The organism is Faecalibacterium gallinarum (assembly GCF_022180365.1).
GTDB lineage: Bacteria > Bacillota > Clostridia > Oscillospirales > Ruminococcaceae > Faecalibacterium > Faecalibacterium gallinarum.
On sequence record NZ_BQKV01000026.1, the window covers coordinates 105,678 to 117,102 of the forward strand.

Below are 11,425 nucleotides of genomic sequence, written 5' to 3' on the forward strand. Positions count from 1 at the left end.
CAGGGCCATTTTGCAGCCCTTTGGAAAAAATGAGAGAAAGGGGAATCCTGATATTATGTTTCGGTTGATGCAGCCGTCCGATCTGGCGGCTATGAAAGCTCTCTGGGAATGCAAGCGCGGCGAACCGGCCGACTTTGCCGAGAAAGCCATCTGCCGTTTTGCCGGCACAGAAAACGCATACGTCGCGGAGGAAAACGGTCAGTTGCAGGCTTTGGTGCTGGCGGTTCCCATCTCCATCCGGGGGCGGGCCGGCAGTTATCTCTACGGCCTTTGCAGCACAGACAACGGCACCGCCGCCGGGCTGGTGGATTTTGTCTGCGCACAGCAGAAGCAGCGGGGAGCCGATTTCTCCGTAGTGGTGCCCTCGGGCGCCGCCCAGACCGAGTTTTTCCGCAGCCGCGGGTTTGCGCAGGCGTTCGCGCTGCGCTGCCTCAACCGGCCGGTCCGCCGGAACATCTGGAGCCAGGCCGAGTTTGACACCATAACCGCCAAGAATCTCTGTGAGCTGCGGCAGAAATACGCCCCCAACGCCGTTCAGATGGCGCCGGAACAGATGGCCATCGTGCTGGGAGATCTCTACTCCCGGGGGGCCACCCTTATTTCGGACAGCCACGGCTACGGTGTCTATTTCCGCCAGGATGATACACTCTATTTTGTGGAGCTTCTGGCAGAGGATGACCGCGCCGCCGAAACTCTGATGGAAGCGGCGCGGGAAAAGGAGATCATCGTCGAAAAGGCGGTGGTCACCATCGGCGCGGCCCAAAACCTCTTTTTGGGGGAGGGGACCCGGATGGATTACGGCATGATCCGTTTTGAGGGGGCGCCCTTCGATGTCAGCGAGACCTATATGCGGCTGATGCTGGAAAATTAAAGCCGCTGCCCTCTGGTCATATCCGCCCCTTATCCCGGGCAACCTAGCTCGGGATGTATCCATCAAACGATACGACAAAATTAAAGGAACGAGAAATTTATGAGCAAACGGAATACAGGCGCGGCCCATGCTGCAAACAAACGACTCTGGCCCAAGGTGTTGCTGGTACTGCTGTTGGTGATTATCCTCGCAGCAGCCGCGGCGGCCCTCACGGTAAAAGGAGAGATCGAAGGCCGGGAGGATGGGGCCGATGTGACCGTAACCATCCAAAAAGGCAGCAGTGTCTCCGCCATCGCCGATGCGCTGGGCCAGGCCGGGGTAATCCGGTTCCCGCTGGTGTTCCGCTGGTATGTGAAGGAGCAGGGCGCTGCCGCCCAGCTGCAATACGGCACCTTTGAGCTGAAGGAGGGGCAGAGCTATGCCGCGGTGGTGGAGACTCTGTCGGTTTATGCTGCCGCCGAGTCCACCCGGCTGACCTTCCCCGAGGGGAGCACCGCCATCGCCATCGCCCAGAAGATGGAAGCCGCCGGCCTGTGCACGGCAGAAGAATTCCTGGAAGAAGCCAACCACGGCGATTTCAGCGAATATACTTTCTGGCAGTATGTGCCCGAGGACGCCGACGCCCCCGGCCGCTTCATGAAGTGCGAGGGATATCTTTTCCCGGACACCTATGAGTTCTTGAACGACGGCACCGTCCACGACTATGTGGCCACCTTCTATGCCCGGTTTGACTCCATGATTACCGAGGAAATGTACCAGGCTATGGAAGAGCAGGGGATGACCCTGCCCGAACTGATCACCCTGGCTTCCTTTGTTCAGGAAGAAGCCGGCAACGACCAGGACAGCAATGTGGCCCAGGTGTTCCGCAACCGTCTGGCCGAAGATTCCCCCCATCCGCTGCTCCAGAGCAACGCCTCCAGCTATATCCAGAACGATGAGGACAACAACTACCTCTGGAACTGGGTAGCCCCTTATTTTGGCGGATGGGAGAATATCCCGGCGGAAATTCTGGCCGCCTACGACACCTATTCCTGTGTCGGGCTGCCGGCAGGCCCCATCTCGAACCCCGGTCTGGACGCCATCAAGGCATCTCTTTGGCCCGACCCGGACCCCGAAGTAGAGGACTGCTATTTCTTTGTGACCGACCTGACCGGCCACTACTACTACGCACGCACTCTGTCCGAGCACAACGCCAACTGCCAAACTGCTTGGGCAGTGAATAAGGCCCTCTGATCGGGCCCGGAAAGAGAGGATCATTTTTATGCTGCAAATCCCGGAACTGCTGGCTCCGGCCGGAGATCTGGAGCGTCTGCGCTACGCCGTCTGCTATGGCGCGGACGCCGTCTACTGCGGGATGCCTGAATTTGGGATGCGCTCCGCCCCCGCCAATTTCACCCCGGAACAGCTGGAAGAAGGGGTGATCTTCGCCCACGCCAGAGGAAGAAAGGTTTATCTGACCCTGAACACCCTGCCCACCAATGAGGAGGCCGACCGCCTGCCCGAAGCCATTCGCCAGGCGGCCAAGGCCGGGGTGGACGCCTTTATTGTGGCCGACCTAGGGGTCCTGGACGCCTGCAAAACCTATGCCCCTGAGATCGACGTCCATATGTCCACCCAGACCGGCATCACCAACTATGCCGCGGCCAACGCCTGTTATAAGATGGGCGCCAAGCGGGTGGTGCTGGCCCGGGAGCTGAGTCTGACGGACATTGCCATCCTGCGGGACAAGACCCCGCCGGAACTGGAGATCGAGGCGTTTGTCCACGGAGCTATGTGCATGAGCGTCTCCGGCCGGTGCCTTTTGTCCAACTATCTCACCGGACGGGACGCCAACCGGGGCCAGTGCGCCCAGCCCTGCCGGTGGAAATATTATCTAAGCGAGGAGACCCGCCCCGGTCAGCTGTATGAGATCGGCGAAGGGGAGGGCGGCAGCTACATCCTCAACGCCAACGATCTGTGCACCGCGCCTTTCCTGGATCTGATCTGCAAAGCGGGCGTGGACAGCCTGAAAATTGAGGGCCGGGCCAAGACCTTCTACTATGTGGCCAGCGTCACCGCTGCCTACCGCAAGGCCCTGGATACTTATCTTGCCGACCCCATGTCGGACGACTTTGAGCTGCCCCAGAGTGTTCTGGAGGAGCTGACCCGCACCAGCCACCGCCACTATTCGCCGGGGTTCTATTTCGGGTCCCAGCAGGCCCGGCAGAACACCGACAGCGCCGCCTATATCCGGGACTGGGAGTTTGTCGGCACCGTTGATGACTGGCAGAACGGCGTAGCTTCCTGTCAGCAGCGGGGCAAATGGTCGCTGGGCGACACCATCGAGGCCCTGACCCCCGACGGCAGCTGCATCCCCCTCGCCCCCGAATGGATCAAAAACGAGGCAGGGGAGAATGTGACCTCCACCCCCCACGCCATGGAGCGATACACCATCCCCACCCCCGCTTTGCCCCCCATGAGCCTGCTGCGGCGCAAGCTCGTGTAAACGGTAACCCACGCCGCTAGAACGCACGGCTGTTCTCCGTGCACAGAAAGGATTTGGAAACTATGCCTTCACTCACCACCTTCAAGCTCCTCAAGCAGAAGCACGCCGCCCGCCGGGGCGAGTTCCGCACCGTTCACGGCACCGTCCAGACCCCCGCTTTCCAGAACGTCGCCACCGCCGGCGCCATCAAGGGCGGCCTGTCGGCCCAGGATCTGAAACAGATCGGCGCTCAGGTTATGCTCTGCAACACCTACCACCTCCACCTGCGCCCCGGCGACCAGCTGGTGGCAGACATGGGCGGCCTGCACAAGTTCACCCGGTGGGACGGCCCCATCCTGACCGACAGCGGCGGATTCCAGGTGTTCAGCCTGGCCAAGCTGCGCAAGATTACCGAAGAGGGCGTCACCTTCGCCTCTCATCTGGACGGCCACCGGATCTTTATGGGCCCTGAGGAAAGCATCCGAATCCAGGCGAACCTCGGTTCCACCATTGCCATGGCCTTTGACGAGTGCGTCGAGAACCCCGCCCAGCACGCTTACTCCAAGGCCAGCTGTGAGCGGACCGTCCGCTGGCTGGCCCGCTGCAAAGCTGAGATGGCACGCCTGAAGCAGGAGGGCAAGGCGGTCAACCCGGATCAGCTCTTGTTCGGCATCAACCAGGGCTGCACCTTTGCGGATCTGCGGGTGGAGCACATGAAGCAGATCGCCGAGATGGATCTGGACGGTTATGCCATCGGCGGCCTGGCCGTCGGCGAGCCGGCCGAGGTGATGTACGACATCATCAGCAAGGTGGAGCCCTTTATGCCCAAGGACAAAGTGCGCTACCTGATGGGCGTCGGAACCCCGGGCAACATCATCGAGGCGGTCTCCCGCGGCGTGGACCTGTTCGACTGTGTCATGCCCAGCCGGAACGCCCGCCATGGCCACCTGAACACCTGGAACGGCATCATCAACATCAAGAACGCCAAGTACGAGCGGGACGAGCGCCCCATTGACCCCCACTGCGGCTGCCCGGCCTGCCGCAATTACTCCCGCGCCTACATCCGGCACCTGTTCAAGGCCGAGGAACTGCTGGGCATGCGGCTGGCTGTCATGCACAATCTCTGGTTCTACAACCACCTGATGGAGCGGATCCGGGACGAACTGGACGCCGGCACCTTTACCCAGTTCCACGACCGGTATGTCAAGCTGCTGGACACCCGAATTTGACAAATAAGCCTTGAAACCAGCAGGACAAGCTATTATAATAGCCTTAAACCAAATACGTTTTTTGAGAGGAGATTCCCCATGCAGTTCTTAACCACTACCGCTACCACACAGGGCTATATGAGCCTGTTCTTCACCCTGGGCCTGATGATCGTGCTGCTCTACTTCATGATCTACCGCCCCCAGAAGAAGCAGGAGAAGAAGGACGCCGAGATGCGCAAGAACCTTGAGATCGGCGACCAGGTGACCACCATCGGCGGTGTCATCGGCCGGGTTGTCGCCATCAAGGACGACAGCTTTGTGCTGGAAACCGGCAGCGACCGGGTGAAGATCCGCTTCACCAAGACTGCCATCGGCGCAGTCGAAAAGCTGAACATGGACGACGCTCCCGCCAAGAAGTAAGCTTTCTGGCCCATAGAACCGAATAAACTTTGCGCCTCCCTGCATACAGTTAGAGCAGGGAGGCGCATTTTTTATGGGTGTTCGAAAGATAAATTCTTCTGTTTTGCTGCATTTTCTGATCTCGTTCGGCGCAGGGCTGGCAGCGGCCTGCGGATGCGCCGCTGCACTGGCCGCCCTGATGGCAGCCCAGGGGTTAGGGCACGGGATGGTCTGGCCTTTTGCCACCGCCGCCGTCAGCGCCGGCAGCCTTTTGAGCGGCTGGCTGATGGGCTTTTTGCAGAAAGCCCGGGGCCTAATTTGGGGCGCAATACAGGGGGCGCTTTATTCCGCTCTGCTTACGGCCCAGGCGGCGGCCAGCGGAAATTTCCCGGACAGCGCACAGCTCCTGCGTCTGGGGCTGGTGATCCTGTTCGGCGCCATTGGGGGCTATCTTGGGCTTTTGAATGCAGGCAAGAAACGCCGCCGCTATTAAAGAAACGAACGTCAATCGACTGTGCGGCCCTTTGGCCGCACCTTTGTTTGAGGATTGGGAGGACAAGTTACCATGTGGGTCTACCAGCAATCAAATCTCCAGAACACTGCTCCTGCGCCGGAGGCGAAACTCACCTTTTCCGATGAGAATACAAAAATCCCTGCACCCCGGCCAGCACAAAAAGCAGAGGCTGTGCAGCCCGCCCCGCAGAAAACCCCGGCGGCAGAACAAACTGGAACCGCCCCGCTCGAGACCCCTGAGCTCACCCGCAGTACCCTCCGCCGGGGAGGACAAGCAACCCGGGATTGCCTCTTTTTGGCGGGAGCCTATCTCTTTGGGGCTGCTCTGGCCGGGGTAGCACACGCCCTCTGTGAGACCAGCGAGCTGAACCTGCTGGCCTATTATCTGGACAACTGGTATTCTCTTTTCTCAGTGGAGGGGCCGGGCCAGGTGCTGACCCTTTTCGCTGTCCAGTATCTCACCGTAGTGGGGGCAATCACCGCACTACTGGTACTGGGGCTGTGTGCGTTTGGGCCGGTATTGATCTATCTGTTTACCATGCTGTATGGGTTTGGGATCGGTCTGATCGGCCTCCAGCTGTTTTTCCAACTTTCCTGGGGCGGATTTTTGGGGTACCTGCTTCTGTCCGGGCTGCCTGCGGCAGGGGTCGCCGCCTGCCTGTGTTTCTTTGGCGCCTCGGCGCTCCAGGTCAGCAGCCGCTTGCAGCGCGCCGCTTTTGGGCGCCGTGACCGGCTGGGGTCTGCCTGCGGGGCCCGGCTTTTGCTGGGGCAGTACCTGATGTTCGATGTAATCCTGCTGCCCATCTGCGGCATCGCCACCGGGCTGGCTTGCCTTGCCAACAGCCTGGGAACCGGCTGAGGGAGAACATTGCCGGGATTTTCTTGCGGGTTTTGGCTGGTCGTGGTATCATACTAGTATTGCGATCTACAAATTGCCGGAGGGAAAACGGAACCATGAAAGATGCCAAGCTGAAAACCGTCTATGTCTGCTCCAACTGCGGGGAGACCAGCCCCCGATGGATGGGCCGCTGCCCCAGCTGCGGCAGCTGGAACACCATGAACGAGGATGTGGTGGCTGAACCGTCTAAAGCCGCCGGTTCCGGGGCCAAAGCCGCCCCCCGGCAGGAAGGGGTCACCAGCTTGACCGCCCACCGCTTGGCCGAGATCCGCAGCACCGAAGAAAAAAGCCGAATCCTCACCGGCATCTCCGAGCTGGACCGGGTGCTGGGCGGCGGGATTGTGCTGGGCGGCGTGGTCCTCCTCAGCGGTGAGCCGGGCGTGGGCAAATCCACCATGCTCCTCCAGCTCTGCGGCGCCATCTCCGGCCAGCACACCGTTTTGTATATCACCGGTGAGGAATCGGAACGGCAGGTCAAGCTCCGGGCCAATCGTCTGGATCTGCCCCAGGATAACATTTATCTGGCCGCAGAAAACGACATCGACGAGATTTGCGGCCTGATCGAGAAAGAAAAGCCGGACCTTGTGGTGATTGACTCCATCCAGACCATGCGCTGCGCGGACATTTCCTCTTCGGCGGGCACGGTGAGCCAGGTCAAGGAGAGCACCGCGCGGCTATTGGCGGTAGCAAAAAAGCAGGAAGTCCCCATGTTCATCGTGGGCCACGTCAACAAGGACGGCGCCATTGCGGGCCCCAAGGTGATGGAACATCTGGTGGATACGGTGCTTTATTTTGAGGGGGACCGGATGCTGCCTTATCGTATCCTGCGGGCCGCCAAAAACCGCTATGGTTCCACCAATGAGCTGGGCATGTTCGACATGACCGGCCGGGGTCTGGCGGAAATCGCCAATCCCTCTCAGATGCTGCTGGAAGGTCGGCCCCTGGGGGTTTCGGGCAACTGTGTGGCCTGTACCATGGAGGGGACACGCCCCATCCTGAGCGAGATCCAGGCTCTGGCGGCCAAGACGAATTTTCCTTCGCCCCGGCGGACTTGCAGCGGTTACGATTACAACCGGATGAACCTTTTGATTGCCGTGCTGGAAAAACGGGCGGGCTTTGCCTTCGGCAATCTGGACGTCTATCTGAATGTCATCGGAGGCATCACTTTGCGGGACACTTCCTGCGATCTGGCGGTCTGCCTGAGCATGGTTTCTTCGCTGCTGGACCGGCCGGTCCACGACAAACTGTTGGCCGTGGGCGAAGTAGGCTTAGGGGGAGAGATCCGCAGTGTGCCCAGCCTGGAGCAGCGGCTGCGGGAGGCGGAACGAATCGGTTTTGAACAGGCCGTGATTCCCCGGCACAGCCTGGCCCGGCTCAACCCCAAGGATTACCCCGGGCTCAAGCTCACCGGCGCGGCCTATCTTTCCGACGCCATTGCCGTATTGAACAAAGGATATTAAGACAGATACAAACAAGATTCAAAAAGAGCATGAAGGTTTTAATTGGAACGACCAACCCCTCCAAGGTAGAGCGGTTTAAATCCCTGCTGAGTGACTGCAATCTCACGTTTTATACGCTGAAAGATTTGAAAATCACCGAAGAACCCGAGGAAAAAGGCAGGACCCCGGAAGAAAACGCGATTCTCAAGGCAAAATTTTATGGTCAATACTTTGACCGGGTAATCTGCAACGATGCGGGATTGTATCTGGACGGACTGGACCTTGATGATCCGCGGCAGCCCGGCCTCCATGTCCGCACCCCCGGCGGAACCCGGCGGTTGGACGATGAGGGAATGATTGCCTATTACTCAAATCTGATTCATTCCCTGGGCGGAAAGGTTTTGGCCTATTATCTGGAAGGGATTGCCGTCTACCATAAAGGACGGATTTCCTCTTTTATGGAGAACCGCGACGAGGTACAAACCTCCATGTTTTACATGATTGACCGGCCCTCCGCGAAACGGCAGCCCGGCTGGCCTTTGGATTCGATCTCCCTGGATCGTGAAACCCTGACCTATTTTGTAGGCGACGAAAACGACGGGGATTTCTCCGGCGAAAATATCATCTTGGGCGAGTACCGCCAGCGTCTGGTCAATTTTCTGAAAGATGCTCTCGGGCTGACCGAGGAAAAACCATAAAAACAGAGGACTGTTATGTCAATTTATTTGGACGAAAAGAATCCTTCCAAACACAAACCCTTTCTGGATGCCTCTGCCGATGTAGTGGAATATGTGCGCTATCTTGAGGTCATCGCTGGCAAGAGCGCCAACACCGCCTTTAATTATTACTGTGACCTGCGAAATTTCAGCCGATTTATGAAGCAGCGCCGGGGCCTTGTGCCCGAGGACCAGCCTCTCTCGGAAATTGATCCCAAGGGCCTGGACACCGCCTTTTGGGGCAGTGTAACCCGGGAGGATATCTACGAATACCTCTACTTTTTGAACCAGAACTGCGGCAACAAAAAATCCTCTACCGCCCGGCGGCTGGCCAGTCTGCACGGGTTTTATGATTATCTGGTCAATCAGGTAAGCCGTTTGGAGCAAGACCCCACCTCAGCGGTGCGCCCCCCCAAGCTGGACAAAGTGCTGCCCAAGTATCTGACGGCGGAACAGTCCCTGGATTTGTTGGAAAGCACCCGGTTCCAGAGCGATTTTCCCGAGCGTGACTACTGCATGGTGGTCCTTTTCTTAAACTGCGGGATGCGTCTGGCCGAACTGGTGGGGATGAATCTGGAGGACATCGACTTTGCCCAGCGCCAGGTCCGCCTCTTTGGCAAAGGACACAAGGAGCGGATGATCTACCTCAACGATGCCTGTGTGGAAGCATTGCAGCGCTACCTGGAAAAGCGGGGGAGCCTGGAGGGGCTTTCGCCCAAAGAGCGAGCGGTTTTTGTGACCCGCCGCCGCAAAGAGCGGATCTCCAACCGGCGGGTGGAACAGCTGGTGACCGGCGCCATGAAAGCAGCGGGGCTCAAAGGTTTTTCTACACATAAGCTGCGCCACACCGCCGCCACTCTGATGTATCAGACCGGCAATGTGGATATTCTGACCTTAAAACAGCTGCTGGGCCACAGCAGCGTTGGAACCACCCAGATCTACACCCACTTGCAGGAATTTCAGGTACGGGCCGCCATCGAGGCAAACCCTCTGGGCGAAGTCAGCGCCAAACGGGACGCCCTTTCGTCTGGAAATGAGACAGAGGGGGATGTGTTGTATACATCAGAACAGGGGAGCCACGAGGGGAGTGGAGATACCGCCTTTTCGGAGGGCAGTTCCCCGGCCAATGGTGTCTTGACAGGTGCAGAAGAAGCAGATGAACCGAATCCCGGGCAGCCGATGGAAGCTCTTCGGGGCGCCGCCAAGGAAGGCTTTGGGCTGGATTTAGAGGCATTGGACCCGTCAGAGCCGGAATTGCAGGACGCCAAGCCAGAATAAACGGCATTGGATGCCAGATTCGGGAAAATCGGTCTGCATAGACAAAGGCAGCTAAAGAACCGATGGATAACCAAAGAAACCATCGCGTATAGACTATACAAACATACAAAGATCCATCCAAACATAAAACCAGAACGCACAGAACATACTGCGACAAAAATAAAACGGCCGAGCTGGAATACAGCTCGGCCGTTTATGATTGAAAACCAATCCGCCAAAAGAAACCGTCGAATTTGTAATTCGTCATTCAAAAACCGTGTCAAAAAAGCATTCAAAAACATTTTATAGTTCAAACCAGGTTCGGGACCAAATCCGATGGCCAGACCAGGCCGACAGGCCCAAAACGGCCCAAAAGCCGAAAAAAGGCCTTTTTCTCTCCCCTATATTTCGTATAACATGCATTATACGAAATATTATAACAGCAAAAATGAGGCCTTCCCTCACAGGTCGGCCTCAAAATTTTTGCCCTTGACAAGCGGCTCCAGTTCATGGGCTTGGGTGCAATTTTTGATACACTTCCCTCACCCTGCGGCAGATTATTTTATTCCAGCGGTTCCGTTTCAAAGTAGGCGCAGATTGCCCGGTAATATACACGCGCGGCCCGCTGGACTCCATCGGCATCGCCGAACTGATCCACATCCTCAGGATTGGTTACAAAACACTGTTCGGCCAACACTGCCGGACACTCTGCTTCTTCCAGGATTGTAAAGGTCGTTTCCTCCCGGACCTGGGTGTTGTTGGCCTCCGCCAAGATTTTCTGATCCTCTTCATTATAATAAATGTACCGGATTCCGCCCTGGCCACGCAGCGGATTTCCCTCTGCCTCCATCTCGGCGGCCAGTTTTTCGGCAAAATACAGACTTTCCCGGTGCCAGGTCCGCCCCGGCGTCACCGGATAACATTCAAACCCCGACGCATCCGAGCCCCCTGTGCTGGAATTTCCGTGGATGGAAAGCAGCAAATCCGGTTTTTGCTGGTTTGCCTGTTCTACCCGTTCAGTGGGCGTCGCGGTGGTATCGTAACTGTCCCGGGTGCCCAGCGGGATAAAATTAGGGTCGGCCTCCAGCAGCTGTACCAGCGCTTCGGCAGTGGCCGCCGTCATCTCCCTCTCCACGATGACCCCTGTGGCGCCGGGGTCCGAGCCGCCATGGCCTGCATCCACTACAATTTTATAGGGCGGGTCGCCGATCTCGGGCCGGAAATCCTCGGTCCATTCAGCGGGAGGTTCTTCGACTTTCGCGGGCCAGTCGATGCCGCCTATAAACCAGAGGTAGCTTCCCGCATTCAGCAGCGTCAGCGCTCCTATAAAGCCAAGCGCCCACCACAGATAATGGTGTTTTGACCGGCGCCCTGAGCGGCTGTTTCGGGCCGGCCTTTTTGTTCTTTTCAATTTCCTTGCCATTTTTACAACCTTTTGTTTTTATAGGAGAAACCTTCTTTTATAAAACGGATCTGCATGGCAAACTGTTGCAATGTCCAGCAATTCCCTGCAATAATGATCCCCCGGCATAGCCGGGGGTTTTTCATATGCGGGCATAGCCCTAGAATACTAGCCACGCGTCACGTCGCGTAAGTACGATCTGCCAGCCGCGAAAGATTTGTTACTTCCCGCCCGTAAACGGGCAATTCAGCTTACTGC

11 protein-coding genes are annotated in these 11,425 nt (G+C 57.9%); 10 read left to right on the forward strand and 1 reads right to left on the reverse strand.

From position 1 onward, the window contains the following. The first annotated feature begins 55 nt into the window (after window positions 1-55). The 10 genes from JCM17207_RS03840 to JCM17207_RS03885 all read left to right on the forward strand — a co-directional run bounded on the left by JCM17207_RS03840 (window position 56) and on the right by JCM17207_RS03885 (window position 9,786). Window positions 56-871 (forward strand): GNAT family protein, encoded by an 816-nt coding sequence (locus tag JCM17207_RS03840; RefSeq protein WP_238316341.1) that lies wholly within the window; start codon window positions 56-58, stop codon window positions 869-871. Window positions 872-970: 99 nt separating this feature from the next. Then, window positions 971-2,104 carry an endolytic transglycosylase MltG gene (mltG, locus tag JCM17207_RS03845; RefSeq protein ID WP_238316342.1) on the forward strand — a complete coding sequence of 378 codons (1,134 nt, stop codon included), beginning with the start codon at window positions 971-973 and terminating at the stop codon, window positions 2,102-2,104. A gap of 28 nt (window positions 2,105-2,132) precedes the next feature. Then, entirely contained in the window at window positions 2,133-3,356 is a 1,224-nt protein-coding gene (locus JCM17207_RS03850; RefSeq protein ID WP_238316343.1) for a peptidase U32 family protein, read from the forward strand. Window positions 3,357-3,418: 62 nt separating this feature from the next. Next, entirely contained in the window at window positions 3,419-4,564 is a 1,146-nt protein-coding gene (gene tgt / locus JCM17207_RS03855) for a tRNA guanosine(34) transglycosylase Tgt (RefSeq protein WP_238316344.1), read from the forward strand. A 78-nt stretch (window positions 4,565-4,642) separates the two neighbouring features. Next, window positions 4,643-4,963: a preprotein translocase subunit YajC gene (yajC, locus tag JCM17207_RS03860; protein ID WP_238316345.1), complete on the forward strand. Its 321-nt coding sequence runs from the start codon at window positions 4,643-4,645 to the stop codon at window positions 4,961-4,963. 73 nt (window positions 4,964-5,036) lie between these two features. Continuing rightward, window positions 5,037-5,435 (forward strand): TIGR04086 family membrane protein, encoded by a 399-nt coding sequence (locus JCM17207_RS03865; protein WP_238316346.1) that lies wholly within the window; start codon window positions 5,037-5,039, stop codon window positions 5,433-5,435. A 72-nt stretch (window positions 5,436-5,507) separates the two neighbouring features. Further along, the gene (locus tag JCM17207_RS03870; RefSeq protein ID WP_238316347.1) at window positions 5,508-6,314 is read left to right on the forward strand and encodes a hypothetical protein; all 807 of its coding nucleotides are present in this window, start codon (window positions 5,508-5,510) and stop codon (window positions 6,312-6,314) included. A 95-nt stretch (window positions 6,315-6,409) separates the two neighbouring features. After that, entirely contained in the window at window positions 6,410-7,813 is a 1,404-nt protein-coding gene (radA, locus tag JCM17207_RS03875) for a DNA repair protein RadA (RefSeq protein WP_273494073.1), read from the forward strand. A 29-nt stretch (window positions 7,814-7,842) separates the two neighbouring features. Next, the gene (locus tag JCM17207_RS03880; RefSeq protein WP_238316348.1) at window positions 7,843-8,490 is read left to right on the forward strand and encodes a non-canonical purine NTP pyrophosphatase; all 648 of its coding nucleotides are present in this window, start codon (window positions 7,843-7,845) and stop codon (window positions 8,488-8,490) included. Window positions 8,491-8,505: 15 nt separating this feature from the next. Beyond that, window positions 8,506-9,786 (forward strand): tyrosine-type recombinase/integrase, encoded by a 1,281-nt coding sequence (locus tag JCM17207_RS03885; protein WP_238316349.1) that lies wholly within the window; start codon window positions 8,506-8,508, stop codon window positions 9,784-9,786. A gap of 541 nt (window positions 9,787-10,327) precedes the next feature. Here the strand turns inward: JCM17207_RS03885 and JCM17207_RS03890 are convergent. Then, complete coding sequence (locus JCM17207_RS03890) at window positions 10,328-11,176, reverse strand: N-acetylmuramoyl-L-alanine amidase family protein (protein WP_238316350.1); 849 nt, start codon at window positions 11,174-11,176, stop codon at window positions 10,328-10,330. Window positions 11,177-11,425 lie beyond the last annotated feature (249 nt).

Coding starts and splice junctions, on each gene's coding strand:
- JCM17207_RS03865 (WP_238316346.1), top strand. CDS start 5,037: ATGGGTGTTCGAAAGATAAATTCTTCTGTTTTGCTGCATTTTCTGATC.
- JCM17207_RS03840 (WP_238316341.1), top strand. CDS start 56: ATGTTTCGGTTGATGCAGCCGTCCGATCTGGCGGCTATGAAAGCTCTC.
- JCM17207_RS03850 (WP_238316343.1), top strand. CDS start 2,133: ATGCTGCAAATCCCGGAACTGCTGGCTCCGGCCGGAGATCTGGAGCGT.
- JCM17207_RS03885 (WP_238316349.1), top strand. CDS start 8,506: ATGTCAATTTATTTGGACGAAAAGAATCCTTCCAAACACAAACCCTTT.
- JCM17207_RS03870 (WP_238316347.1), top strand. CDS start 5,508: ATGTGGGTCTACCAGCAATCAAATCTCCAGAACACTGCTCCTGCGCCG.
- mltG (WP_238316342.1), top strand. CDS start 971: ATGAGCAAACGGAATACAGGCGCGGCCCATGCTGCAAACAAACGACTC.
- yajC (WP_238316345.1), top strand. CDS start 4,643: ATGCAGTTCTTAACCACTACCGCTACCACACAGGGCTATATGAGCCTG.
- radA (WP_273494073.1), top strand. CDS start 6,410: ATGAAAGATGCCAAGCTGAAAACCGTCTATGTCTGCTCCAACTGCGGG.
- tgt (WP_238316344.1), top strand. CDS start 3,419: ATGCCTTCACTCACCACCTTCAAGCTCCTCAAGCAGAAGCACGCCGCC.
- JCM17207_RS03880 (WP_238316348.1), top strand. CDS start 7,843: ATGAAGGTTTTAATTGGAACGACCAACCCCTCCAAGGTAGAGCGGTTT.